Source organism: Ruegeria sp. CF2 (genome assembly GCF_056537385.1).
On record NZ_JBQFRL010000002.1, the window covers coordinates 99697 to 126142 of the forward strand.

Below are 26446 nucleotides of genomic sequence, written 5' to 3' on the forward strand. Positions count from 1 at the left end.
GGCCCAAACCGGGGTCGGATGGGGAGGAGAGATAGAATTGGCTCAGACGCAGTCGGGCGCCGAGGGGATGCACTCCCTTCCGGCGCTGCTACACCGCAATGCGACGCAGTTCGGGGATGCCCCGGCCTACCGCGAAAAGGAATTCGGGATCTGGCAGTGCTGGAACTGGGCGGAAACGGCCGCCGAGATTCGTGCGCTGGCTCTGGGTTTCCTGGAGCTTGGCGTTGAAAAGGGCGACCATATCGCCGTGATTGGGCGCAACCGCCCGGCGCATTACTGGTCGATGGTCGCGGCCCAGATGGTGGGCGCGGTGCCGGTGCCGCTGTATCAGGACTCGGTCGCCGAGGAGATGGCCTATGTGCTGGAACATTGCGGCGCGAAATACGTGGTCTGTGGCGACCAGGAACAGGTCGACAAGGTCATCGAGATCCAGCAGGACCTGCACCAGGTCAAGCACATCCTGTACACCGACAAGCGCGGCATGCGGAAATACGACCACAGCCAGATGAATGCGCTGAGCGACATCATGGCCGAGGGGCGCGCCGGGCACCACCGGTTCGATGCCGAGCTGGACCGCTGCATCGCCGAGATCACCTATGACGACACCTGCGTGATGCTCTACACCTCGGGCACCACGGGCAAGCCCAAGGGCGTGGTTCTGTCGAACCGCAACGTGATCGAAAGCACAAAGAACTCGGCCGAGTTCGACCACCTGACCCGGAACGAGGATATCCTGTCCTATCTGCCTATGGCCTGGGTGGGCGATTTCATCTTTTCGGTCGGTCAGGCCTATTGGTGCGGATTCTGCGTGAACTGCCCCGAAAGCGCCGACACGATGATGACTGACCTGCGCGAGATCGGTCCGACCTACTTCTTCGCGCCGCCGCGCGTGTTTGAGACCCAGCTGACCAACGTGATGATCCGCATGGAGGATGCCAGCCCGATGAAGCAGCGGATGTTCCGCTATTTCATGGATCACGCCAAAAAGGTCGGCGGGCGCATCCTGGACGGCCACCCGGTCGGACCAATGGATCGCCTGAAATACGCGATCGGAAATGTGCTGGTTTACGGACCGCTCAAAGACACGCTGGGCTATGGCCGTTTCCGTGTCGGATACACCGCGGGCGAGGCGATCGGGCCCGAAATTTTCGATTTCTACCGCTCGCTGGGGATCAACCTGAAGCAGCTTTATGGTCAGACCGAGGCGACGGTGTTCATCACCGTCCAGCCCGACGGCGAGGTGCGCGCCGACACCGTCGGTGTGCCTGCGCCCGATGTTGAGCTGAAGATCGCTGAGAATGGCGAGATTTTCTATCGCTCGCCCGGCGTGTTCGTCGAATACTTCAAGAACCCCGAATCCACTGCCTCGACCAAGGACCCCGAAGGCTGGGTGGCCACGGGCGACGCGGGCTTCATCGAGGAAAGCAGCGGCCACCTGCGGATCATCGACCGCGCCAAGGACGTGGGCAAGATGGCCGACGGCTCGATGTTTGCGCCGAAATATGTCGAGAACAAGCTGAAGTTTTATCCCGACATCCTGGAGGCGGTGCTGTTCGGCAATGGGCGTGACCGCTGCGTGGCCTTCATCAACATCGACCTGACGGCGGTGGGCAACTGGGCCGAGCGCAACAACATCGCCTATGCCTCGTACCAGGAACTGGCGGGCCATCCGCGGGTGCTCGAGACGATCCGCAGCCATGTGGAAGAGGTCAACAAATCGGTTGCCGCCGACGAGATGCTGTCGGGCTGCCAGGTGCACCGGTTCGTGGTGCTGCACAAGGAACTGGATCCCGACGATGGCGAGATCACCCGCACCCGAAAGGTGCGCCGCAAGTTCGTCGAGGACAAATACGCCGACATCATCGCCGCGCTTTATGACGGGTCCGAGACGGTCTCGACCACGACCGAGGTGACCTATGAGGACGGGCGCAAGGGATCGATCAGCGCCACGCTGCAGATCGTCGACGTGCCGGTCGTGCCGGTGTCGCATCAGAAGGTGGCCGCGGAATGAGGCCGGTCGTGCCCCGCTCGGCCTGCGGCCATCGCCCCGCCCGCCGTCCCGTTCACCCGCAGTTTGAGGAGTAGACGATGCTGGATGCATCCGACGACGGATATGTCACCGAGGATGGCCGCAAGATCGGCGGCGTGGTGATGGAGATGAAGAACATCACCCTGCGGTTCGGCGGCGTGGTGGCGATCAAGGACATCTCGTTCGACATCCGCCAGGGCGAGATCCGCGCGATCATCGGTCCGAACGGCGCGGGCAAGTCCTCGATGCTGAACGTGATTTCCGGCTTCTACATCCCGCAGGAGGGCGAGGTCTGGTTCCACGGGGCGAAACGCCCGCAGATGAAACCCTATGAGGTGGCCCGACAGGGCATCGCCCGGACCTTTCAGAACATCGCCCTGTTCGAAGGCATGAGCGTTCTGGACAACGTGATGACCGGCCGCCTGAACTTCATGAGGACAAACATTCTGCAGCAGGCAATCTGGCGCGGCAAGGCCGAGGCGGAAGAGGTGGAAAACCGCGAGGCGGTGGAAAAGATCATCGACTTTCTGGAAATCCAGCACATCCGCAAGACGCCGGTAGCGCGCCTGCCCTATGGCCTGAAGAAGCGCGTCGAACTGGCCCGCGCGCTGGCCGCCGAACCCAAGCTGCTGCTGCTGGACGAGCCGATGGCGGGCATGAACGTCGAAGAAAAAGAGGACATGAGCCGATTCATCCTGGACGTGAACGACGAGTTCGGCACGACCATTGCCCTGATCGAGCATGACATGGGTGTGGTGATGGACCTGAGCGACCGCGTGGTCGTGATGGATTACGGCAAGAAGATCGGGGACGGCACGCCCGACGAGGTGCGCAACAACCAGGAAGTCATCGACGCCTATCTGGGGGTCAGCCATGACTGAGCACCGCACAGAATTGAGGGGAGGCGCAGATGCCTGATCAGTTGATTTTCGCGATGGAGGTCTTTCTGAACGGCCTCATGGCCGGGGTGCTGTATGCGCTGGTCGCGCTGGGCTTTGTGCTGATCTACAAGGCGTCGGGGATCTTCAATTATGCCCAGGGGGTTATGGCCCTGTTCGCCGCGATGACGCTGGTGGGGATCATGAACGGTCAAGTTCCGTTCTCGCATCTGATCAACGCGATCTTCGGCACGCATATTCATTACTTCGGCTGGAACGTGCCCGCGCTGCTGGCGATTCTGTTGACGATGGGCGTGATGGTCCTGCTGGCCTGGGCGGTGCAGCGCTTTGTCATGCGCCACCTTGTGGGGCAGGAGCCGATCATCCTGTTCATGGCCACGATCGGCCTGGCCTATTTCCTGGAAGGCGTGGCCGACCTGATGTGGGGATCCGAGATCAAGACGCTGGACGTGGGTCTTCCGCAGGGCATCAACCTGTGGATCGACGAGACCACCTACAACATCTTCGGCTACGGCTTCTTCATTGACAATCTGGACATCGTGGCCACGGTCATCGCGGCGCTTCTGGTGGCGGCACTGGTCGCGTTCAGCCAGTACACCAAGCAGGGCCGCGCCATGCGGGCCGTGGCCGACGACCACCAGGCCGCGCTGTCGGTGGGCATCTCGCTGAATTTCATCTGGATCATGGTCTGGTCGGTGGCCGGGTTCGTGGCGCTGGTCGCGGGCATCATGTGGGGCACCAAGTCGGGCGTGCAGTTCTCGCTGTCGCTGATCGCGCTCAAGGCGTTGCCGGTTCTGATGCTGGGTGGGTTCACCTCGATCCCCGGCGCCATCGTCGGCGGGCTGATCATCGGCGTGGGCGAGAAGCTGTTCGAGTTCGCCGTGGGCCCGCTGGTGGGCGGCGCGACCGAGAACTGGTTCGCCTATGTGCTGGCGCTGATCTTCCTTGTGTTCCGGCCGCAGGGCCTGTTCGGCGAGAAGATCATCGAGAGGGTGTAGGCCATGACCAAGCTGATCGCCATCATCAACGTGATCGCGTGGGCGGGGTTCTGGGCCTTTGGGTACATCGCCCTGACCTCGAACGATCTGACCGCCAATCAGCTGACCGTGGCCGCGCTTTTGGCCTTTGCCGGGCTGGTGATGGGTGTTCTGGCCTACATGAAACTGGTGCGCGCCTCAGAGGCGAGCGGATATGCCAAACGGTCCAACCAACTGGACGCCGAAGCCCGCAACCGGGCGCAGGAACAATGGGGAAAGTAAGACATGTTCTATCGTGAGGCCGGAGACTTCAAGACCTCCTACAGGGACGACAACCAGACTTTCCCGATCAAGTTCGACCGGTATCGCTACTATGTGGTGCTGGCGGTGGCGTTCGGGATCATCCCGTTCATCATCAACGACTACTGGGCCAACGCGCTGCTGCTGCCCTTCCTGATCTATGCGATCGCGGCGATCGGGCTGAACATCCTTGTTGGCTATTGCGGGCAGGTTTCCTTGGGCACCGGGGGGTTCATGGCCGTGGGCGCCTATGCCTGCTACAAGCTGATGACCGCCTTTCCCGACGTGTCGATGTTCATCCATGTGATCCTGGCCGGCGGCATCACCGCCATCGTGGGCGTGCTGTTCGGCCTGCCCAGCCTGCGGATCAAGGGGTTCTATCTGGCGGTGGCCACGCTGGCGGCGCAGTTCTTCCTGGTGTGGCTGTTCAACCGGGTGCCGTGGTTCTACAACTATTCGGCCTCGGGGCAGATCAACGCGCCGGAACGTGACGTGTTCGGCATCATCATCACAGGCCCCAACGCGCCGGCCTGGGCGACCTATCTGTTCTGCCTGATCTTCCTGACCGCTTGCGCGATCATCGCCCGCAACCTGACCCGCGGCACCACCGGGCGCACCTGGATGGCGATCCGCGACATGGATATCGCAGCGGAAATCATCGGTGTGAACCCGCTGCGCGCCAAGCTCAGCGCCTTTGCCGTCAGCTCGTTCTTCGTGGGCGTGTCGGGCGCGCTGTTCTTCGCCATCTACCTGGGCGCGGTCGAGGTGGGCGAGGCCTTCGGCATCCAGAAATCCTTCCTGGTGCTGTTCATGGTCATCATCGGCGGGCTGGGCTCGATCTTCGGATCCTTTGCCGGCGCGGCCTTCCTGGTCCTGCTGCCGGTGGTGCTCAAGGTCGTGGGCGCGGACATGCTGGGCTGGCCCACCGACATCGTCGCGCATCTGCAGCTGGTGATCGTGGGCGGGCTGATCATCCTGTTCCTGATCCTCGAACCGCACGGTCTGGCGCAGCTGTGGCGCGTCGCCAAGGAGAAACTGAGACTCTGGCCTTTCCCGCACTAGGGACCGGCCCAATCAAGAAAGGGGCGCAAAGCCCGAACCAACATCGGACAAACCAAGGGAGGAGACACCCGATGAACAAGAAACTGGCAACAATGGCGCTGGGTGCGCTGATGGCCGCAGGTCCGGCAATGGCCGACCTCGTGTTCCCGTCGCTCAGCTACCGCACCGGGCCTTACGCCGCGGGCGGCATCCCCTTCGCGGATGGCTACGCGGACTATTTCACTCTGCTCAACGAGCGGGACGGCGGCATCGGTGGTGTTCCGGCCAAAGTCATCGAGTGCGAAACCGGCTACAACACCGAAAAGGGTGTCGAATGCTATGAATCGACCAAAGGCGAAGGTGCGCTTGTGTATCAGCCGCTGTCGACCGGCATCACCTATCAGCTGATCCCGAAAACCACCGCTGACGACATCCCGATGCACACCATGGGATATGGCCGCACCTCGGCCAAGAACGGCAAGGTGTTCAGCCACACGTTCAACTACCCGGCCAACTACTGGGACGGTGCCTCGGGTGCGATCAACTATCTGCTCGAGGAAAACGGCGGTGATCTGAGCGGCAAGAAGATCGCGCTGGTCTATCACAACTCGGCCTATGGCAAGGAGCCGATCCGCACGCTGGAAGAGCTGTCCAAGAAGCATGGCTTCGAGCTGGTGGCCCTGCCGGTTGATCACCCTGGCCAGGAGCAGAAATCGCAGTGGCTGCAGATCCGCCGCGATCGTCCCGATTATGTCCTGATGTGGGGCTGGGGCGTTATGAACCAGGTGGCCATCCAGGAAGCCGCGAACATCCGGTTCCCGATGGAGAACTTCATCGGTATCTGGTGGTCGGGCGCTGAACATGACGTGATGCCCGCCGGTGCGGCCGCGAATGGCTACAAGGCGCTGACCTTCCACAACGTCGGCTCGGACTATCCGCTGTATGACGACCTGCAGAAATACGTCATCGACGCTGGCAAGGCCGCCGGCGCCGGCGATCAGGTCGGTACGGTCCTGTACAACCGTGGCCTCTATGCTGCGATGCTGGCAGCCGAAGCCGCCAAGAAGGCACAGGAAATCTCGGGCAAGGCTGACATCACCTCGGGCGACATGCGCGACGGTATGGAAGCACTTGAGATGACCGAAGCGAAGATGGCCGAACTGGGCCTGCCGAACTTTGGTCCGACCTTCTCGGTCAGCTGTGAAAACCACGGCGGGGATGCCCTTGTGGGCGTGACCCAGTGGGATGCAGACAGCAAGACCTGGACTCTGATTTCGGAGTTCAAGGCTACCGATACGGACGTGATCGGCCCGCTGATCGAGGAAGACTCGAGCGCATACGCGGCTGAGAACAACATCGAACAGGGCTGCAACTAAGCGGCACGAACACCGGGGCGGCGGCTGACCGCCGCCCCGAACCGGACAAGCCCCGAACGGGGCAGGCATGAGGACACGCGCTGATGCTGGATGCGGCACAAACCACTGACGTGCAGGCGGAAACCCTGCTTGAGGTCAACAATATCGAGGTGATCTACAACCATGTGATCCTCGTGCTGAAAGGCGTCAGCCTGACCGTGCCCAAGGGCGGGATCACCGCGCTGCTGGGCGGCAACGGGGCCGGCAAGACGACGACGCTCAAGGCGGTGTCGAACCTGCTGCATTCCGAACGCGGCGAGGTCACCAAGGGCTCGATCAAGTATCGCGGCCAGAACGTGCACGAGAGCGATCCGGCCGATCTGGTGCAGAAGGGCGTCATCCAGGTGATGGAGGGCCGCCACTGTTTCGAACATCTGACTGTCGAGGAAAACCTGCTGACCGGGGCCTATACCCGCAAGGACGGCAAGGCCGCCATCCAGCAGGATCTTGAACTGGTCTACAACTATTTCCCCCGTCTGAAAGAGCGGCGCCGCAGCCAGGCGGGCTATACCTCGGGCGGGGAACAGCAGATGGTCGCCATGGGCCGCGCGCTGATGAGCCGCCCCGAGACGATCCTGCTGGACGAGCCCTCGATGGGCCTTGCGCCGCAGCTGGTCGAGGAGATCTTCACCATCGTGAAGGACCTGAACGAACAGGAAGGTGTGTCCTTCCTGCTGGCCGAACAGAACACCAACGTGGCGCTGCGCTTTGCCCATTACGGATATATTCTGGAATCTGGGCGCGTGGTGATGGACGGCCCCGCCGCCGAACTGCGCGAGAACCCGGACGTCAAGGAATTCTACCTCGGCATGTCCGACGAAGGCCGCAAGAGCTTCCGCGACGTGCGGTCCTATCGTCGCCGCAAAAGGTGGCTGTGAGCGGATGGAGGATCTGGCGATGACATTCTACGATGCTCTGGAAACCCGTTCGGCCGATCAGCGCGCCGCCGAGCAATCGGCCGGTCTGCGCGAACAGCTGGCGCGGGCGAAATCCGCGCCCGGGTTCGCGGCCCATTTCGCCGATGTCGATCTGGATACGGTCCAGACCATCGCGGATCTGCCCAGGCTGCCGGTTCTGCGCAAGTCCGACCTGACCAAGGCGCAGGGTCAGCACCCGCCCTTTGGCGGATTTACCGTCAAACCCGCCCATGGCTTTGCCCACGTGTTCCAGTCGCCCGGGCCGATCTATGAACCCGGCGGAGTCGATCACGACTGGTGGCGCATGGGCCGGTTCCTGCATGCGGCGGGCGTGGGCCTGGGCGATATCGTGCAGAACTGTTTTGGCTATCACCTGACACCCGCGGGCATGATCTTTGAAAACGGCGCGCGTGCCGTGGGCGCCGCCGTGCTGCCCGCGGGCACCGGCCAGACCGAACTTCAGGTCACCGCCGCGCGCGACGTGGGCTGCACCGCCTATGCCGGCACGCCCGATTACCTGAAGGTGATCCTGGACAAGGCCGACGAGATGGGCGTCGCTCTGAACTTCTCGAAGGCGGTCGTGGGCGGCGGGGCATTGTTCCCCAGCTTGCGCCAGGCCTATGTCGATCGGGGCATTTCCTGCCTGCAATGCTACGCCACGGCCGATCTGGGCAACATCGCCTATGAAAGCGCCGCGATGGAGGGCATGATCATCGACGAGCATGTCATCGTGGAAATCGTGACCCCCGGCACCGGAACACCGGTGGCGGAAGGCGAGGTCGGCGAGGTCGTGGTGACCTCCCTCAACCCCGACTACCCGCTGATCCGCTTTGCCACCGGTGATCTGTCGGCGGTGCTGCCCGGGCAGTCGCCCTGCGGCCGCACCAACCTGCGCATCAAGGGCTGGATGGGGCGCGCCGACCAGACCACCAAGATCAAGGGCATGTTCGTGCGCCCCGAACAGGTGGCCGCGCTGGTCGCCAAGCATGACGAGATCGTCAAGGCCCGCGTCATCGCTGCCCGGCAGGGCGAGATGGACACGATGACCGTGCAGATCGAAAGCCCCGGCGGCGATGATGGCACCTATGCCAAGTCCGTGGTCGAGGTCCTGAAGCTGAAGGGCACGGTTCAGGTGGTGCCGCCCGGTTCGCTGCCCAAGGACGGGCTGGTGATCGAGGATCAGCGCGTCTACGACTGATCCGGCCCGGGGTTCTGCGGCCAAATGCGCCGCAGAATCCTGTGCCTGACCACTGGTGTTTCCGAGTTTTTTGGTCGATTAAAGGGGAACCGCAACCTTTGCCGACCCGAGGCCATGGCCCAGATCGAATTCTCAGAACATGGATCGCGCAACCGCGGGGCCTTGGGCACCCGGTTCGTTGGGGCCCTGGCCTATCTGGTGGCCGCGGCCTGCCTGTTGCCGATGGTCGCCGTGGTGCTGGCGGCCGTCACCGGCGGCACTGATACGATCCGGCATCTGCTGGACACGGTCCTGCCCGGCTATGCGGCCACCACGCTGATCCTGGTCTCATTGGTTTCGGTGGGAACTTTCGCCATCGGGGTCGGAGCCGCGTGGCTGGTCACCATGACCCGTTTTCCTGGCGTACGCCTGTTCGAGGTGGCATTGGTGCTGCCGCTGGCCTTTCCGGCCTATGTGCTGGCCTATGCCTATACCTTCATCCTCGATCATCCCGGCATCGTTCAGACCACGCTGCGCCAGGTGACCGGCTGGGGCCCGCGTGACTATTGGTTCCCCGAAATCCGCTCGACCGAGGGCGCGGCGGTGATGCTGATCCTGGTGCTGTACCCCTACGTCTATCTGTTGGCCCGCGCCGCCTTTCTGCAGCAAAGTGCCACCGCCTTTCTGGCGGCGCGGGCGCTGGGCAGCAGCCCATGGTCGGCCTTTTGGCGGGTATCGCTGCCGATGGCGCGGCCCGCGATTGCCGGCGGTGTTCTGCTGGCGGTGATGGAGACCATCGCCGATTTCGGCACCGTCGCCTATTTCGGGGTTCGGACCTTTGCCACCGGCATCTACACCAGCTGGTTTTCGATGGCCGACCGCGCGGCGGCGGCGCAGTTGGCGCTGTGCCTTCTGGCCTTTGCGCTGGTTATGGCCGTGACCGAGCGCACCCAACGGGGCAAGGCCAAATACTACCAACCCGGCAAACGCCACGCGGCATTGCCCGCTGCACAGCTGAGCGGTTGGCAGGCTGTGGCGGCATGGGTTTTGTGCGCCATTCCGGTTTTGTTCGGCTTTCTGCTTCCGGTGATCGTGCTGACTCAGATGGGATTGGAGTCCGAGCAGAACCTGCTTTCGACCCGCTATCTGGGGTTCATTCGGAACTCTCTGACGCTGGCAGGAACAGCAGCGGTGATCACCGTCTGCGCCGCGGTCTGCGTCGGTTTCTTCCAACGGCTGAGACCCGGGCGCGGTTCGGCCATGGCGGCTTATGTGGCGCGGTTGGGCTATGCCGTGCCAGGCGGCGTGATCGCGGTCGGGCTGATCGTGCCCTTTGCCGGGTTCGACAATGCGCTGGACGCCTGGATGCGGCAGACCTTGGGCGTGTCGACCGGGTTGCTGGTCACCGGCTCGATCTGGCTGTTGGTGGCGGCCTACATGGTGCGCTTTTTGGCGGCCGCGCTGAGTGCCTATGAAAGCGGTCAGAGCACGGTGCATGCCAACATGGATGCCGCTGCCCGTTCACTGGGGCAGACGCCATTGGGCACGTTGCGGCGGGTGCATCTGCCGATCCTCACACCCTCGCTGCTGACGGCGCTGCTGATCGTGTTCGTGGATGTGATGAAGGAACTGCCGGCCACGCTGATCATGCGGCCGTTCAATTTTGACACGCTGGCGGTTCAGGCCTATCGGCTGGCCTCGGACGAACGGTTGGAGGGCGCGGCCGTTCCGTCGCTGGTGATCCTGGCCGTTGGGCTGTTGCCGGTGATCCTGATCTGCCGCCAGGTCGGGCGCCGGCCCTGACGGGCGGTTCAAAAATACCACACCATGTCGTGACAGGCTTGATCTGATCGCATTTTCCGGCAAGGCTTAAGTCATGAACATGCAGCCTCCCAGCCGGAACCCTGCAAGTCCGGTCCAGATGCCGGTGGCCTTCAATCGGCAAGAGATGTCACAGATTCTCTCCGTCTATGGACGGATGGTCGCCGCCGGAGAATGGCGTGACTACGGAATATCAAATCTGCGCGACGTTGCCATATTCTCGATCTTCCGGCGTACCGCCGAGCACCCGATCTATCGTGTTGAAAAACACCCCCGGCTGCGTTCAAAGCAGGGGATGTATTCAGTGATGGGCATGGACGGGCGCATCCTGAAACGCGGGCACGACCTGCGCGCCGTTCTGCGGGTGCTGGAACGCAAGCTGATCCGCTCGGTCGACCCGGATTAGAGCCGTTTGTGCGCCGTGACCGGCCCGTCACCCTGGGTCTCGATCCGGGCAATGGCCTGATCCATCGGTTCGAAGACCACCGCCATGTGATGGGCATTGGCATGCAGCAGCATGTTGTCGCCGGACACCCAGGCCACATGGCCCTTCCAGAACAACAGATCGCCGCGCTGCGCCGGGGTGCCTTCGGGCAGTGCCGTGCCAAGCTCTCGTTCCTGGTCGCTGCTGTCGCCGGGGCAGGCCACGCCGCAGGCCAGCAGCCCGGCCTGAATCAGGCCTGAACAATCCAGCCCCCACCGGCTGTTTCCACCCCAAAGATAGGGTGTGCACAGAAACAGTTCGGCCACCGCGACCGGGTCGTTCAGCAGGGTTCCGACCGGTTTGACATGCACTGCGGGGATGAACCCAAGCTCGGTCTCGACAAAGCGGTCCTGCTGCGACAGCACCACGATCCGGCTGCCAAAGCTCAGGCTGACCCGGTCGGGGCTTTTGATGTCGGGTTGCGCATAGGCATGGGTCGCCGGGGCCCAGATCCAATGCGTGGCCGGGGCGTCAGGGCCCAACTGGTCCGCGCGCAGCCAGCCTTGATACCCATCCTTGTCGGAAACCACCCGGCACCAGCCGCCAGACTGTTCGGTGACGTCAAGGCCGTCGCCATACAGCAGCTGACGGTCGCGCGGGCCCTTCGGACTGCGCAACAGGTCCACGACGGAGCGGATGACGCGCGCGCGGTTCACAGGCCCAACATCCCGGGCAGGGCGGCCAGCAGTGCGCGCGGCCCTTGCCCCAACCCGCCCTTGCTGCGGCCGGGCTCTTTGGCCTTTTGCCAAGAGTAGATGTCGAAATGCATGTACCGGCTGTTTTTCACGAACCGCCGCAGGAACAACGCCGCGGTGATCGACCCCGCGAACCCGCCCGCCGGCGCGTTGTCGAGATCGGCGATGCCCGGCTCGATCAGCGTCTCATAGGGCGTGTGGAACGGCATCCGCCAGACCGGGTCAGCCGCCTGAACAGCGGCCTGCGCCAGGGCCTGCGCGGCGGCATCGTCATCGGTGTAGAACGGGGCCAGATCCGCCCCCACCGCCACCCGCGCCGCGCCGGTCAGCGTCGCCATCGAGACCACCAGATCCGGCGCGCCCTCATCCGCCAGCGCCAGCGCGTCGGCCAGAACCAGCCGCCCCTCGGCATCGGTGTTGTTGATCTCGACCGTCAGGCCCTTGCGTGAGGTCAGGATGTCGCCCGGCCGGAACGCGTTGCCCGCCACCGCGTTTTCCACCGCCGGGATCAGCACGCGCAACTGCAGCGGCAGATCCAGCGCCATGATCATGCGCGCCAGTCCCAGCACGTTCGCCGCGCCGCCCATGTCCTTTTTCATCAACCCCATCGAGGCACCCGGCTTCAGGTTCAGTCCGCCGGTGTCAAAGCAGACGCCCTTGCCGACCAAGGTCAGCTTCGGACCGCTTGTGCCCCAGGTCATCTCGATCAGGCGCGGAGCCTGTTCAGCGGCCCGACCTACCGCGTGGATCATGGGAAAGTTCTGTTCCAACAAGGTGTCGCCAATGGTGACGGCACAACGAGCCCCGTACTCCTGCGCCAGCGTTTCAACGGCGTCTTGCAGGGCCTGAGGTCCCATGTCGGCCGTTGGAGTGTTGACCAGGTCACGGGTGAGTGCTTCGGCATTGGCCATGATCTCAACCCGCGGAGCATTCACACCGTCAGGCGCGACCAATCGGGCCTTCGCGCCGGACTGTTCGGCATATCGGTCGAAACTGTACCCGGTCAGCAACCAGCCCAGGGCTTCGATTTCGGCTCTGTCAGCCGGCAAACCGGACGCAATCCGGTAAGTGCCGTCGGGCAGAACCTCGGCGGCGGCGGCAAGCGGAAAGCGTACCCGAGCGCGTCGGGTGTCGGTTCCATAGCCTGCCAGCGCGAATTGCGGCGCGCCCGTCGGTCCGGGAACCAGCAGAACCTGCCCGATTGCGCCGGTGAATCCGTTTGCGGCCACCCAGGCCTGTGTCTGATCGGGCTGAGACTTCAGCCATGGCTCGAGTCCGTCCTGCGCAAGAACATGCAGATCAATGGCAGGAGCATCGGAAGGTGCAAAAGACAGGGACATGGGCGCCTCGGACTGTTCTGGTGCCGCCTACACTAGCCGCCTGTTGTTCGCCCGCAACCCGTCATATCGAAAGATCCTGTTGATCCCAGACGGCGGTCAGCGACCGCTCGCCCACCCGGATCAGTCGGCTGAGCGTGGCTCCGGTCGCCACTGCATCGCCGGCATCTACCGTCCGGGCCACGTCGCCGGCGACCCGGGCCAGCGCCGTCATGCCGACCTGTTCGGATATTGCGACCAGAGACTTGGCGCATTTGCGCAGCCCCGCCCAGTCGCGTTGACGCCAGAGCCGTTCACAATTCGACAGGCGTACTGCCAGTTCCTCGACCGTTCGGCACAGAACGTCGACCGCGTTCGTGTCACCCAATTGCCGATACAGCCCGTTCAACCGGTCCGGATCCAGGCGCACGGACTCCTTCTGTTCAAGCGTGACGATCTTGTCCACCTCATTCACCCCAATCTTTCTGCCCCCACGGCATCTGCGAACCTGTCACAAAAGACCTTTGCAATTCCTTTCGGCCAATCGGGATAATGTCTCGAATTTTGCTCGAACTTGCGTTAGATCGGCGGTCGAACCGCAAATTTGGGAAAACGCGATGCACCACGCCAAACCTCTGCCGAGCTATCTGGTCAAACGGTACCACGGTTGGAAAGCCACGTCCTATTCCGAGAACCAGGCCTGGTACCGCCGGCTGGCGACCGAGGGGCAGCGTCCGCGTGCGATGGTGATTTCCTGCTGTGACAGCCGGGTCCATGTCACCTCGATTTTCGGGGCCGACCAGGGCGAGTTTTTTATCCACCGCAATATTGCCAACCTGGTGCCGCCCTACGAACCGGATGGCGAGCGCCACGGTACCAGCGCAACCATCGAATATGCGGTGACGGCATTGAAAGTGGCGCATCTGATCGTGCTAGGACATTCGCAATGCGGCGGGGTGCAGGGCTGTATCGACATGTGCAAGGGCGATGCGCCGCAACTGGAAGCCAAAGAGAGTTTTGTCGGACGCTGGATGGACATCCTCAAACCGAAATTCGATCTGGTCTCCGATGTCGAAGATCCCGCGGAACAGGCGCGCCAGTTCGAGCGTCAGGCGGTTGTCGCGTCGCTCGAAAACCTAATGACCTTCCCGTTCGTGGCCGAGGCCGTACAGAACGGCTCGATATCGCTGCACGGCTTGTGGACCGATATCGGCGAAGGTGGTCTGGAGTATTATGACCCGTCAGGAAAAAAATTCCTGCCGGTTTAGTCTTTAAATCGGAGAAACGCACCCTAATTGAACGCTAGTTCAATTAGGGTGCGGTGACTGTATGGAAAACCTGTTGTCTCTGGCGGCCGACAATCTGGTCTCGCCGATCATTCTCAGTTTTGTGCTTGGTCTGTCAGCGGCATTGGCCCGATCGGACCTGACCATTCCCGAGGCCATCGCCAAGGCGATGTCGATCTATCTGCTGTTTGCGATCGGCTTCAAGGGTGGCGTCAGTGTTGCCGCACACGGGATCGACGCCACGCTTGGCTTATCCCTCATTGCAGGTGTCATTCTGTCCGCACTGCTGCCGCTTGTGGCGTTTGGACTTTTGCGTGTGCTGACCAACCTGGACCATGTCAACGCCGGCGCGGTTGCAGCGCATTACGGCTCAATCTCGATCGTCACATTCGTGGCCGGTACGTCGGTGCTGGAAAGTCAGGGCCTGATGTACGAGGGCTACATGGTGGCTGTTGCGGCGGCGATGGAAGCGCCGGCGATCCTGTCCGCTCTGTGGCTGATCTCCCGCGGCGGCGGAGCCCGCCGGATGGACTCGGATCTCTGGCGCGAGATTGCCCTCAATGGTTCGATCGTTCTGCTGGTCGGGTCGTTTGCAATCGGCTGGATCACGGGCGAGGACGGTCTGGCCGAAATCAGCAGCTTCGTGGTCGCACCGTTCAAGGGGGTTCTGTGCCTGTTCCTGCTGGACATGGGTATCGTCGCCGGGCGCGGATTGCGTGCCGGGCGTGGGCTGATCACGATGGGTCTGCTTGGCTTTGGCGTGCTGATGCCCCTGATCGGGGCCGGTGCCGGGTTGGTGGCCGCGCTCCTGTTGGGTCTGTCCACCGGCGGAGCGGTGTTGCTGATGGTGTTGGGCGCCTCCGCCTCGTACATCGCGGTTCCGGCGGCGATGCGCGTGGCCGTGCCCGAGGCGAACCCGTCCATCTATCTGACCCTGTCTTTGGGCGTCACGTTCCCATTCAACCTGGCGCTGGGCCTGCCGATCTACGTCTCGGTCGCCCGGGCCGTTACCGGAGGATAAGACGATGCAGACACATGATGCCAAACGGGTCGAGATCACCATCGAAGCCATCGTGAAATCCCGTCTGACGGATGCTCTGGTCGATCAAGGTGTGACCGGGTTCACGATCCTGCCGGTGCTCGGCGGATCGGGACGATCGGGTGAATGGAGCCGTTCTGGCCAGGTCAGCCGCGCCAGCGGGATGGTTCAGGTCATCTGCATCATTCGCCCCGACCGCTTGGACGGGCTGCTGAGCGCGATCCTTCCCGTACTTGATCGCCATATCGGGGTTGTAAGCGTCACCGATTGCCAGGTTCTGCGGGCCGAGCGCTTCTGACCCGGATCTGTGCGACTATCCGTTCGCCGACATACAGCCGGAGCTTCTTGAGGTGGGTGAGATGCTGCACCAGCTCGAGGGCCGCCACAAGGTCGTCTGGCTGGATCGGATACTTTGCGATGCTGACGGCATGTGCCGCGCCAGCGACGGCTCGACGGCATACTATCGAGATGGTCGCCATCTCTCGAAAGAAGGTTCGCGCGAACTTGGGTGCCGCACCGGTGGATGGTTCCTGTTCGGGGACGAACCTAGTGGGCCAGCCGGCTCTGGCGCAGCGGCGGTCCCTGCGAATGACCGTACCTGCAGCCAGTTTCAACAGAACGCCGACCTGGTCCAGAGAGACTCGAACGGAGAGTGATTCCTCAGCCCTGCATTGGTCTGCCGCCTGCGCGCTGAACCACTGCAGCGCGAGGTCCGGGTTGTGTCGATAGTAAATTTTATTCGTATATCCAAATTCGTGATAGACTGCCGTCATTTCCGGAACCAACCGAATGGAAATGACACACCTGGGAGGGATTTCATGACCAAGTCTTTCGCAATCGTTTCACAACGTCCCTTTTGGACGTTGGCCTGTCTGGCCGCGCTGACCGCCACATCCGTGTCCGCGCAGGAGTTCCAGACCGAGCAGGACAGCACGGACGTCGTATTGGCGCCTGATGATTTCTCTCCCTATGCGGGGCGGAATTTTCCCCAACGGCCGCTGTGGGGAGACTCGCATCTGCATACTTCGGTTTCGGTTGACGCCGGCACGATGACCCGGCTGACCCAGGAACAGGCGTTTCGCTTTGCCCGCGGCGAAGAGGTCACGACAACCCACGGCCTTCGGGCCAAGCTCTCCCGTCCGCTCGATTGGCTGGTCGTCTCGGACCATGCCGAGATGTACGGGCTGATGCCGCAACTGCTGGCCGGAGACGCCGAGGTTCTGGCGACACCCCAGGGCAAGGCCTGGTACGAGGCGCTGACGGCGGGTGACAGCCAGCTTGCGTTTGACACTGCAATGGAGATCGTCGCCTCGTTGTCGGATGACGTCCCGCCCATCGACAACCCGAAGGCCATCAAGCATGCGTGGGAGGCGTACACGGCCCTTGCCGACAGCTTCAACGAGCCGGGAGTCTTTTCAGCCATCATCGGCTATGAATACACCACCGAGGGCGCCAACAACCTGCACCGGAACGTGTTGTTCCGCGATGGGCGCGACCGGGCCAACCAGACCCGCCCGTTCTCGCAATATGACAGCAAGAACCCCGAAGACCTGTGGGCCTTTCTGGCCGAATACGAGGAACGGACAGGTGGCGAGGTCCTGGCCATCGCGCATAACGGCAACCTGTCGAACGGGCGGATGTTCTCTCTGAACGCCTATGATGGATCCGCACTGACCCAGGAGATCGCAAGCCTGCGCGCCCGGTTCGAGCCGCTGTACGAACCGACGCAGATCAAGGGCGACGGTGAGGCGCATCCGTTCCTCAGCCCCGATGACGAGTTCGCAGATTTCGACACATGGGACGCGGCCAATCTGAACGGAACCGAGTTGAAGCAACCCGAGATGCTGGCCGGTGAATACGCGCGCGAGGCGTTGAAGCGCGGGCTCAAGATCGAACAGGAGCTGGGTGTGAACCCGTTCAAGTTCGGGATGGTCGGCGCGACGGATTCGCATACCGGTATGGCAACGGCCCAGGAAGACAACTTTTTCGGCAAACATTCCGGTGTCGAGCCCGGGCCGAACCGTTGGGAACACCTGGTAATCGAAGCACCCGATCCAGAGCTGTCGATCTATGGCTGGAAACAGGCCGCTGGTGGACTGGGTGCGGTCTGGGCGACGGAAAACACCCGCGAGGCGATCTTTGACGCGATGCAGCGCAGGGAGACCTACGCGACCACGGGGTCGCGTATGGGGGTTCGGTTTTTCGGCGGCTATGACTTCACCGATGAGGATGCGGCAAGCCGTGTTCCTGCGGATGCCGGCTACAAAAAAGGCGTACCGATGGGGGGCAACCTGCAGGCGTCTCCCGATGGGCGGGCTCCGAACTTCCTTGTTTTTGCATTGAAGGACCCGATTTCTGGCAACCTGGATCGCATCCAGATCGTCAAGGGCTGGGTCGATGCTGACGGGGCCTTGCAGGAGAAAGTTTACAACGTCGTCTGGGCCGGCGATCGCCAGCTGGACGAGGACGGCAAGCTGCCCGAAGTCGGCAACACCGTCGATGTCGAAAACGCCACCTGGACCAACACGATTGGGGCAAGTGAGTTGATCACCACGTGGCAGGATCCGGATTTCGACCCCAACCTGTCTGCGTTCTACTATGCCCGTGTGATCGAGATCCCGACCCCCCGCTGGACCGCCTACGAGGCCAAACGGTTCGGGATCGAGATGCCGGAATATGTTCCGATGATCACGACCGAACGGGCCTATACGTCGCCGATCTGGTACACCCCGGGATAAACGGTCGTTCCGTGAAGCGAAGCCCCGCCTCGCGCAGGCGGGGCGGTCTTGTTCATTCGGCTGGGTTGGGGTTGCCGGCCACCGGCCTGCGGTTGTCCGCGTCTGTCGCTCCGAAACCGTGACGCAGCAGGATGAACACGAACAGGACCATGGTCAGAACAGCCAGAAGCGATCCGATCTGGGCAAAGGTTTCGCCCCTTTCGGTGATTGCCAGCACGATTCCGGGAACGAGCACCAGCACCGTTGCCACGGACAGCCCATAGTGGAGTTTCGCCAGACCGCTGCGCGCCGCCTCGGGGGTCAGAGCGTAGTAGAATCCGAACACTGCCAGCGCAACGAACCCGATCAGGTTCAGGTGGCCATGTGCCGGAGACAGCGTGTGATCATGGCTGGCGGACATCTGGATACCCCATAACATGCCCAAAACGGCAAATATTGCTGCGGTGGTCAGAAAAAAGATGGGCAATCTGGTCATAACGGTCTCCTTTGAATATTCGATGAGCCGCACGGGGCGTTGAAAGCTGGGTTTGCCGAAAAAAGGCGTGTTCTGACGCGGGCATCCGAACCATGCTGCCCAACCTAGCCCGAACTGTCTGGCAGTGCGGCGTCGAGCACTAAAGGTCAGAAAAACATCGGCCTAGTCAGCGGTTCCAGAGCACGTGGGATCGCGCGGTGTCGAACCCCGGTTCCTGCGACAGGTCAGGTTCTGTTTGGTCAATCATGGCTCGTTCCCCCTCGGCTGAGATTGAAACGAAGGCACCTTCAATGGGCGGAAAAATACCAGCAGCTGTGAAATATGAAAAATTGATTATGTGAATAATAGCTATTCACCTGGCGAATTTACTTTTGCTTGGGCAGAAACTGTGGTGATGCCTGGCGCGCCTTCCTTCTCGCATTGCCGAAAATGAAAAAACCCCGCAGCCCATGCCGCGGGGTTTTAAGGCTTCAGTCTGGTCCGGCTATCAGCCCTTCTTCAGGACCTCGCGGCCCAGCAGCTCGGCGATTTGCACTGCATTCAGGGCCGCGCCTTTGCGCAGGTTGTCCGAGACACACCACAGGTTCAGGCCGTTTTCCACGGTCGAGTCCTGACGGATCCGGCTGATGAAGGTGGCGAAATCGCCGACGCATTCAACCGGCGTGACATAGCCACCGGCCTCGCGCTTGTCGATCACCATCACGCCCGGAGCTTCGCGCAGGATGTCGCGGGCCTCGTCCTCGTCCAGGAATTCCTCGAACTCGATGTTCACCGATTCCGAATGTCCGACAAAAACCGGCACCCGCACACAGGTCGCGGTGACCTTGATCGACGGGTCGACGATCTTCTTGGTCTCGACGACCATCTTCCACTCTTCCTTGGTCGATCCGTCCTCCATGAAGACGTCGATATGCGGAATGACGTTGAAGGCGATCTGCTTCTGGAATTTCTTCGGCGCAACCTCGTTGATCGGGTTGTAGACGGCCTTGGTCTGATCCCAAAGCTCATCCATACCCTCTTTGCCGGCGCCCGACACCGACTGATAGGTCGAGACCACGACGCGCTTGATCTTGGCGCGGTCATGCAGCGGCTTCAGCGCCACTACCATCTGCGCGGTCGAGCAGTTGGGGTTGGCGATGATGTTTTTGTTCTTGTAGTCGTGGATCGCCTGCGGGTTGCACTCGGGCACGATCAGCGGGATCTCGGGGTCGTAGCGATAGAGCGACGAGTTGTCGATCACCACGCAGCCGGCCGCTGCCGCTTTGGGGGCGTAATCCTTGGTCGCGGCGGACCCCACTGCGAACAGCGCCATGTCCCAGCCGGTGAAATCGAAAGTGTCCAGATCCTGGGTCTTGAGTGTCTTGTCGCCAAAGCTGACTTCGGTGCCCAGCGAACGACGGCTTGCCAGAACGGCAATTTCGTCCACGGGGAACTGGCGTTCAGCCAGGATGTTCAGCATTTCGCGGCCCACGTTACCCGTGGCGCCGACGACAACGACGCGATAGCCCATGTCTAGTCTCCTGAATTAAGGACGCGCGTTCATAGCCGCGTTGCAGAAAATAAAAAAGGGCCTTCGCGGCGGAATTGACCGAATGACGCAGTTTTGCGGCGACTCAGGCCTTCAGCAGCTGCTGATAGAGCGCAACGAGTGCCTGCGCCTCGCCGTTGATGTCGAAATTCCGTTCCACATGGGCGCGGGCGGCCCGGCCTGCGCGGGCCAGGGAATCACGGTCCGCCAGCATCTCGGACGCGGCTGCGGCCAGCGCCGGAATGTCGCCGGGCGGCACCACCCGGCCCAGCGCCGGGTCGGTCACGATCTCGGAAAACGCGCCCACATCGGTGGCCACCACGGGCACGCCGCAGGCCATCGCTTCCAGCGGCGTCAGCCCGAACCCCTCCCAGCGTTGGGGGGCGATGAACAGATCCAGCACCTGGTACCATTGGGCGATCTTGTCCACGGTGACCTCGGGCTTGAACAGGATGCGGTCGGAAAGGTCGGCTTGGGCCACCTTGTCCTTCAGTTCGGTCAGGAAAGCGTTGTGTTTCTCGGTCGCGCGGCCCATGACGATGCCATGTACGTCGGGGACCTGCCCGCACAGGTCGATCATCGCATCGACGAAGGCGTCGGTGCCTTTCTGGTGGCGGATGCGGCCATAGCAGCCCAGCAGCAGCCCGTCGGGCAGGCCCATTTGCGTCCGCAGCCCCGCCTTGTCGGCGGGTGGCGTGAAATCCTGCAGGTTGATGCCGTGCATGATCACCTGCGCGTCGCGCTCGAGGTATCCGGCCGTCTTGCGCGAGGTGGCCACCACCGCGTCCATCTTGCCGATCAGCCACTTGGTATAGCCCGTATGCGCCCGCTGCGAGGCGCTGGTGAACAGCAGTTTCAGCCGCAGCCGCAAAAGGTCGCGCAGGATCAGGCCCAGCAGCATCTCGGTGTTGCGGCGGGCGTGCCAGACCCGCAGCGTCTTGCGCGACAGAAAGGGCAGGCGGGCCAACGGGATGTGCGGGATGTCCGAAGGCAGGCCCGGGCCGGTGGCGGCGATGTCGATCCACTGCGCCTGCAACGGCACCAGCCGCGCGATCGTGGCGGTCACGCCGGACAGGCGGCGTTTCAGGTTGGGGGCGATTACAACGGGGTCGTTCACGGCGCGCGCTCCTGCGGGTCTCACTCCATGCTGTCACGGCTGAACAGGTAGATCACGCAGCCGATCGTCAGCGTGACGGCAAAGAAGGCGAATATCGCTGTGTAGGGTGCGGTTGGCCCCATGTCCACCGTCGCCGCATGGACGCGGCCGGTGGCGAATTGCGCCAGCCCCACGCCGCCGATCCCGAACAGGTTCAGCAGGGTCACGCCGCGCCCCACCAGATGCGCCGGGATGAAGGCGCGCCCATGCGCCATGATCACCGGGAAGGATGCCCCCAGAAACCCGATCAGCGCCATCAGTAGAACCGACAGCCAGACGGCCTCGGCGGCCCACAGCCCCAGCAGCCCCAGCGCCAGCACCGCCAGCGCGTTGCCGCCGAAGATCACCCATTTGCGGGTGTTCAGCAGCCGGTCCAGCGGGCCATAGGCAAAGGTGCCCGCGATCATCGCGGCGCCCATGACCAGCGTGGCCTGCCCGATTTGGGTGGCGCTCAGTCCGAACACGTCCAGCAGATAGGGTCCGGCCCACAGCCCCCGCAGAGCGGCCGAGGGCGCATAGGCCACCAGCATCAAGGGCAAAATCGCCCACAAAGCAGGCTCACGCAGCAGGTCCAGAACCGACCCTTTCTGCTCGGACACCACCCGATCGGGGTCTTTGACCGTCACCCAGATGCCCACGGCCACGGCGCCCGAAATCGCCGCCAGCCCCGCCAGCGTCGCGCGCCAGCCCATCAGCTCGACCGCCAGCGCCGTAGGGTACGAGGCGACGAGGTTGCCTACCGACCCCACGCCCAGCATCACCGCGGCCAGCGTCGCGAACTTCGCGGGCGGGTATTCGCGGGCAAAGATGAAATACGAGGCCATCAGAACCGGCGAACACCCGACCCCGATCAACGCCATCGCCACCGCCACATGCAGGGGCGTCGCGGCCAGCGCGAACACCGCGGCCCCACCCGCGCCGCCGATCAGCAGCAGAACCGCCGCCGTCTGCCGCGGGCCAACCCGGTCCAACGCCCAGCCCACTGGGATCTGCATCGCCGCAAAGACCAGAAACCACAGACCCGAGGCCCAGGCCAGATCTTCGGGCGTGGCGCCGATGTCTCGCGCCAGATCGGCGGTCAGAACCGCAAGGAACGCGCGGAAGAACTGGCTGAGGACATAGGCCAGACACAAGATCACCAAACCTGCCTGCATGTCGGTCTCCCTGCCGTCCGCCTTGGTGGGATGCTTGGCACGTCCCGATGCCATGCACAAGCGCGTGTGATATGTTGCAGTATCGGGAAACGCCCCCGCACTACGCTATCATTGCGGCAAGCAAACGGGAGGGACAATGAAGACCGCCGATATCGGATTCTATGACCGCGTACCCATTGCACGCGACTTTCTTGCCCTGTCGGATCCGGAACAATTCACCCCGGTCCCGGATGACTGGATCGTGGGCGTCGCCGATATCGTGGACTCGACCGGCGAAATCGCGCGTGGACGCTACAAGACGGTGAACATGGTGGGCGCGGCGGTGATCTCAGGCATGATCAACGCGCTGAGCGGGCGGGTTTTTCCCTATGTTTTTGGTGGCGACGGCGCCGGATTTGCCATCCCGAAGGAGGATGCCGACGTGGCGCGCGACACCTTGGCTGCGCTGCGCAGTTGGGCGGAAACCGAGTTCGGCATCGCGCTGCGTGCGGCTTTAGTTCCTGTGTCCGACCTGCGCGCGGAGGGGCTCGACTTGCGGGTGGCGCGCTATTCGCCGTCCTCGGGGGTGGATTACGCTATGTTCACGGGTGGCGGACTGGCCTGGGCCGAGGCGCAGATGAAAGCTGGCCGGTACAAGGTTCCGCCCGCCGGGGCCGACGCGCAGCCCGACCTGACGGGACTGTCCTGCCGCTGGTCCAACAGCCCTGCGCGGCATGGGCAGATCGTTTCACTTGTCATCCAGCCCACTGCGCAGGCGACAGAACGCGACTTTGCTGATCTGGCGCAATCAGTTCTGTCCGCCTCCGAGGCTCTGGAGCGCGCGGGCCATCCCGTGCCGGCCGGCGGCCCTCCGATCAAGTGGCCACCTCCGGGGCTTGCACTGGATGCCCATGTCTCGCGCGCTGGGCGCAATCTGACCGTGCGCAAGGCCGCGCTGCTTGTGCAGAACCTGCTGATCTGGCTGCTGTTCAAATCGGGCAAGCGACTGGGCGAGTTCGAGCCGGGCCACTACAAGAACATGGTCAGCCGAAATGCGGATTACCGCAAGTTTGATGACGGGTTGAAGATGACGCTGGATTGCGACGACGAGACCCTGTCGCGCATCGCCCGGACCCTTGAGGATGCGCGCGGACGCGGAAAAATCAGATACGGCATCCATTCCCAGCAAGAGGCGATGATGACCTGCTTCGTGCCCGCCGCCACGCGCGACGATCACGTACATTTCGTCGATGGTGCATCGGGCGGCTATGCGCAGGCCGCCGCCGCAATGCAGGGATGATCCGCCCTCAGTGACGCCATTTCGCGGCCAGCCCGCGGGCGGCCTGAGCCAGCAGCATGACATCGATACCGACCGCCAGGAACTGCGCGCCCATGTCCCGATACGCCTCAACCGCTTCATCATTGGTGCCCAGAATACCGGGCGCCTTGCCCGCTGCCCGGATCCGCTTCAAAGCATCGGCGATGGCGGTGCGGACCTCTGGCACCGTGCTGTCGCCTTTGTAACCCATGTCGGTGGACAGGTCGGCCGGGCCGATGAAAACGCCATCCACGCCCTCGACCTGAAGGATGTCGTCCAGCGCGGCCATGCCCGCAAGGTTTTCCACCTGAACCAGCAAACAGATTTCGGGGTCGGCCGTGGCCACGTAAGCGGGGATCGTGCCGTACATTGTCGCCCGTGTTGCGGCGGCTCCGACACCCCGCACACCTTTGGGCGGGTACTGGCAGGCCCGAACCAGCTCGCGCGCCTGATCCGCGCTTTCGACCATCGGCACCAGAATGGTCTGGGCGCCGGCGTCCAGCACGGTCTTGATCATCCAGGTCTCGCCGATGGGCAGCCGCACCACCGCGTGGGAGCGGCTGTTGGCCAGCGCAATCAGCTGATCGCGGATCGAACGGATGTCATTCGGCGCATGTTCGCCATCGATCACCAGCCAGTCAAAGCCGGCGGTTCCCATGATTTCCGCGGTGATGGCTTCAGCAAAGCTCATCCAGCAGCCGATCTGCATTTCGCCCTGTATCAGAGCCTCTTTGAACGGATTTTTGGGGGCGGGCATCAGCGGTCCTCCTGCGGGGGTGTGGGCAAGGTGCGGGCGATTTCGGTGATCACGTCAAAGGCCATCCGGACGTCCTCCTCGGTGGTCTCGAACTGGCCGGCCTGAAAGCGGATGACGATGTTGCCATCGACTCGGGTCTGGGTCAGATAGATGCGCCCGTCATCGTTGATGGCGTTGACCAGCCGCAGGTTCAGGTCGTCCAGATCCGCGGCGCCGGGTGGCTCATATCGGAAGGTCCACAGGGACCACATGGGCGGGGTGACGATCCGGAAATCCGGCTCGGCCGCCAACCGGTCATGCAGGTCGTGGGACCAGTTGACGTGGTTTCGCAGCCGCGCGCGCAAGCCTTCCAGCCCGTAGGCGCGGATCACGAACCACAGTTTCAGCGCCCGGAACCGGCGGCCCAGCGGCACGGACCATTCCGAGTAGTTGATAATCCCGTCCTTGCCATGCGTTTTGAGGTATTCGGGGCTGATCGCCAACGTCTGCACCAGATCGTCGGGGTTTTTCAGGAAATGCGCGCAGCAGTCGAACTGAACCCCCAACCATTTGTGCGGGTTGAACACGATGCTGTCGGCCTGGTCGATCCCCGGCCAATAGTGGCGGTATTCGGGGCAGATCATCGCCGACCCGGCCCAGGCCGCATCCACATGCGTGTACAGCCCATATTTCTGCGCGACTTTCAGACACTCATCCACCGGATCGGTCGCGCCGGTCCCGGTACCGCCGACGCACATGATCACCCCCGCGGGGTGAAGTCCGGCGTCCAGATCGGCCCGGATCGCGGCCTCGAGCGCGGCGGGGTCCATCCCGCGCCAATCACCCTTGATCGGGACGCGCACTAGGTTGTCCTGCCCGATCCCGGCCACCCAGATGGCGCGGTCGATTGATGTGTGCACCTCGGACGAGCAATAGACGCGCAAGGGTGTCTGCCCAAACAGGCCCTGACGGTTGCCCTGCCAGTTCAGCGCCTTTTCCCGCATGGTCAGAACGGCGGCCAGCGTGGCCGACGAGGCTGAATCCTGGATCACACCGGCAAAGCCTTCGGGCAGGTCCAGCGCCTGCCGCAGCCAGTCCATCATCCGGGTTTCCATCTCGGTCGCCGCGGGCGAGGTCTGCCACAGCATGCATTGCGGCGCGATCGCGCTGGCCAGAAACTCGGCCAGCACCGACGGCGCCGAGGCGTTCGAGTTGAAATAGGCGAAGAAGCGCGGGTGCTGCCAATGGGTGATGCCGGGCATCACGATCCGCTCGAAGTCTTGAAAAATCCCTTCTATCGGTTCGCCTTGCTCCGGCGCCTTCGCGGGAAGCGCGTTCAGCACCTCGCCGGGCTCGGTCCGGGCGCGCACCGGGTGCTGGCCGACGGTTTGGTGATAATGCTGCGTCCACTCGGAAATGCGTTTGCCCCATTCCGAGAATTCATCCCATCTCATCTGCCTTGCCTTCCGCCTTCGCATCTTTCGCGGGCAAGTGATGGCGATGCAGGCGGGCAGGTCAATCAAATTCCGGACGACGATGGCGCTGTGAGGTGGGACCGTGGCGGCCGTTCGGTCCAAATTCGGGCTCTAATAAGGAAAATCGCACCGACTGTGCGGATCGGAGAACCCCGCCGGAGAAACTAGGGGTCGACTCCGGCGGGGTGGCCAGACGGTGTCTGAAGTTATTTGCCTGGCCCGGGGCCGAAGAATCCCTGTGTTGAAGGGCTCCGGCCCTGAATCGGAGAATGTGAGGTGCCCAAATTGCACCCCGACAGCGCAGCCCAAGCACCCAGGGGGATGAGGCCAGAGCAGCGGTTCTCCGAAACCGTAATATTTCCTTGGTATTCGTGACGGTGGCACGCTGATGCACCACGCTTGGTTGGCTGGGCGCGCCGACCGTCTGAGCGAAAATCTAGCGCACCTGACCGCGAAACCAAGTCGCAAAAAGGTGACGCGGCCCGTGGGCC

Annotated in this window: 25 protein-coding genes; 16 read left to right on the forward strand and 9 right to left on the reverse strand. The window is 62.8% G+C overall.

Features of this window, described 5'->3' with window-relative positions; translation table 11 throughout:
* Positions 1-67 precede the first annotated feature (67 nt).
* The 10 genes from ACR0IR_RS11445 to ACR0IR_RS11490 all read left to right on the forward strand — a co-directional run bounded on the left by ACR0IR_RS11445 (position 68) and on the right by ACR0IR_RS11490 (position 10982).
* Complete coding sequence (locus ACR0IR_RS11445) at positions 68-2011, forward strand: AMP-binding protein (RefSeq protein WP_170364392.1); 1944 nt, start codon at positions 68-70, stop codon at positions 2009-2011.
* Between the two features lie 77 nt (positions 2012-2088).
* Positions 2089-2910, forward strand: a complete 822-nt coding sequence (locus tag ACR0IR_RS11450) for an ABC transporter ATP-binding protein (RefSeq protein ID WP_170364002.1) — start codon at positions 2089-2091, stop codon at positions 2908-2910.
* Between the two features lie 29 nt (positions 2911-2939).
* On the forward strand, positions 2940-3926 hold the full coding sequence (locus ACR0IR_RS11455) for a branched-chain amino acid ABC transporter permease (protein ID WP_170340766.1): 987 nt from the start codon (positions 2940-2942) through the stop codon (positions 3924-3926).
* Positions 3927-3929: 3 nt separating this feature from the next.
* Positions 3930-4187, forward strand: coding sequence for a hypothetical protein (locus ACR0IR_RS11460; protein ID WP_170340767.1), 258 nt, complete (start codon positions 3930-3932; stop codon positions 4185-4187).
* A 3-nt stretch (positions 4188-4190) separates the two neighbouring features.
* The gene (locus ACR0IR_RS11465; RefSeq protein WP_005979938.1) at positions 4191-5267 is read left to right on the forward strand and encodes a branched-chain amino acid ABC transporter permease; all 1077 of its coding nucleotides are present in this window, start codon (positions 4191-4193) and stop codon (positions 5265-5267) included.
* 71 nt (positions 5268-5338) lie between these two features.
* Positions 5339-6622 (forward strand): ABC transporter substrate-binding protein, encoded by a 1284-nt coding sequence (locus tag ACR0IR_RS11470; protein WP_170342736.1) that lies wholly within the window; start codon positions 5339-5341, stop codon positions 6620-6622.
* Positions 6623-6705: 83 nt separating this feature from the next.
* The gene (locus tag ACR0IR_RS11475) at positions 6706-7539 is read left to right on the forward strand and encodes an ABC transporter ATP-binding protein (protein WP_170342738.1); all 834 of its coding nucleotides are present in this window, start codon (positions 6706-6708) and stop codon (positions 7537-7539) included.
* A gap of 19 nt (positions 7540-7558) precedes the next feature.
* The gene (locus ACR0IR_RS11480; protein WP_170364003.1) at positions 7559-8776 is read left to right on the forward strand and encodes a phenylacetate--CoA ligase family protein; all 1218 of its coding nucleotides are present in this window, start codon (positions 7559-7561) and stop codon (positions 8774-8776) included.
* 114 nt (positions 8777-8890) lie between these two features.
* Complete coding sequence (locus tag ACR0IR_RS11485; RefSeq protein WP_170364004.1) at positions 8891-10558, forward strand: ABC transporter permease; 1668 nt, start codon at positions 8891-8893, stop codon at positions 10556-10558.
* A gap of 73 nt (positions 10559-10631) precedes the next feature.
* The gene (locus ACR0IR_RS11490) at positions 10632-10982 is read left to right on the forward strand and encodes a DUF2794 domain-containing protein (RefSeq protein WP_170342743.1); all 351 of its coding nucleotides are present in this window, start codon (positions 10632-10634) and stop codon (positions 10980-10982) included.
* Here the strand turns inward: ACR0IR_RS11490 and ACR0IR_RS11495 are convergent.
* The 3 genes from ACR0IR_RS11495 to ACR0IR_RS11505 form a co-directional block, all read right to left on the reverse strand.
* Positions 10979-11716 (reverse strand): C40 family peptidase, encoded by a 738-nt coding sequence (locus tag ACR0IR_RS11495; protein ID WP_170364005.1) that lies wholly within the window; start codon positions 11714-11716, stop codon positions 10979-10981. The two genes, ACR0IR_RS11490 and ACR0IR_RS11495, sit on opposite strands and share 4 nt — an antisense overlap.
* On the reverse strand, positions 11713-13095 hold the full coding sequence (locus ACR0IR_RS11500) for a leucyl aminopeptidase family protein (RefSeq protein WP_170364006.1): 1383 nt from the start codon (positions 13093-13095) through the stop codon (positions 11713-11715). The genes ACR0IR_RS11495 and ACR0IR_RS11500 overlap by 4 nt, the downstream gene beginning before the upstream one ends.
* A gap of 61 nt (positions 13096-13156) precedes the next feature.
* Positions 13157-13546, reverse strand: coding sequence for a hypothetical protein (locus ACR0IR_RS11505; protein WP_170340773.1), 390 nt, complete (start codon positions 13544-13546; stop codon positions 13157-13159).
* Between the two features lie 142 nt (positions 13547-13688).
* On the opposite strand from ACR0IR_RS11505, the gene ACR0IR_RS11510 reads away from it, so the two are divergent.
* The 5 genes from ACR0IR_RS11510 (at position 13689) to ACR0IR_RS11530 (ending at position 18134) form a co-directional block, all read left to right on the forward strand.
* A complete protein-coding gene (locus tag ACR0IR_RS11510) occupies positions 13689-14339 on the forward strand; it encodes a carbonic anhydrase (RefSeq protein ID WP_170364007.1) in 651 nt (216 codons plus the stop codon).
* 61 nt (positions 14340-14400) lie between these two features.
* Positions 14401-15378 (forward strand): sodium-dependent bicarbonate transport family permease, encoded by a 978-nt coding sequence (locus ACR0IR_RS11515; RefSeq protein ID WP_170340783.1) that lies wholly within the window; start codon positions 14401-14403, stop codon positions 15376-15378.
* 4 nt (positions 15379-15382) lie between these two features.
* Entirely contained in the window at positions 15383-15694 is a 312-nt protein-coding gene (locus ACR0IR_RS11520) for a P-II family nitrogen regulator (protein ID WP_093963956.1), read from the forward strand.
* A 7-nt stretch (positions 15695-15701) separates the two neighbouring features.
* Positions 15702-16052, forward strand: coding sequence for an SGNH hydrolase domain-containing protein (locus ACR0IR_RS11525; protein WP_254441565.1), 351 nt, complete (start codon positions 15702-15704; stop codon positions 16050-16052).
* A 162-nt stretch (positions 16053-16214) separates the two neighbouring features.
* The gene (locus tag ACR0IR_RS11530) at positions 16215-18134 is read left to right on the forward strand and encodes a DUF3604 domain-containing protein (RefSeq protein ID WP_170364009.1); all 1920 of its coding nucleotides are present in this window, start codon (positions 16215-16217) and stop codon (positions 18132-18134) included.
* Positions 18135-18186: 52 nt separating this feature from the next.
* Here the strand turns inward: ACR0IR_RS11530 and ACR0IR_RS11535 are convergent, their stop codons facing one another.
* The 4 genes from ACR0IR_RS11535 to ACR0IR_RS11550 form a co-directional block, all read right to left on the reverse strand.
* A complete protein-coding gene (locus ACR0IR_RS11535; protein ID WP_170364010.1) occupies positions 18187-18609 on the reverse strand; it encodes a hypothetical protein in 423 nt (140 codons plus the stop codon).
* 487 nt (positions 18610-19096) lie between these two features.
* Positions 19097-20119, reverse strand: a complete 1023-nt coding sequence (locus ACR0IR_RS11540; protein WP_170340798.1) for an aspartate-semialdehyde dehydrogenase — start codon at positions 20117-20119, stop codon at positions 19097-19099.
* 103 nt (positions 20120-20222) lie between these two features.
* Positions 20223-21254, reverse strand: a complete 1032-nt coding sequence (locus ACR0IR_RS11545) for a glycosyltransferase family 4 protein (RefSeq protein WP_170364011.1) — start codon at positions 21252-21254, stop codon at positions 20223-20225.
* A gap of 20 nt (positions 21255-21274) precedes the next feature.
* Positions 21275-22447 (reverse strand): MFS transporter, encoded by a 1173-nt coding sequence (locus ACR0IR_RS11550; protein WP_170364395.1) that lies wholly within the window; start codon positions 22445-22447, stop codon positions 21275-21277.
* 136 nt (positions 22448-22583) lie between these two features.
* Between ACR0IR_RS11550 and ACR0IR_RS11555 the strand changes: the two genes are divergently transcribed.
* A complete protein-coding gene (locus tag ACR0IR_RS11555) occupies positions 22584-23726 on the forward strand; it encodes a DUF3095 domain-containing protein (protein WP_170364012.1) in 1143 nt (380 codons plus the stop codon).
* A 7-nt stretch (positions 23727-23733) separates the two neighbouring features.
* Here the strand turns inward: ACR0IR_RS11555 and ACR0IR_RS11560 are convergent, their stop codons facing one another.
* Both ACR0IR_RS11560 and ACR0IR_RS11565 read right to left on the reverse strand, forming a co-directional pair.
* Positions 23734-24501, reverse strand: a complete 768-nt coding sequence (locus ACR0IR_RS11560; RefSeq protein ID WP_170364013.1) for an HpcH/HpaI aldolase family protein — start codon at positions 24499-24501, stop codon at positions 23734-23736.
* Positions 24501-25934 (reverse strand): pyridoxal phosphate-dependent decarboxylase family protein, encoded by a 1434-nt coding sequence (locus tag ACR0IR_RS11565; RefSeq protein ID WP_170364014.1) that lies wholly within the window; start codon positions 25932-25934, stop codon positions 24501-24503. Before ACR0IR_RS11565 ends, ACR0IR_RS11560 begins: the two co-directional genes overlap by 1 nt.
* Between the last annotated feature and the right edge of the window lie 512 nt (positions 25935-26446).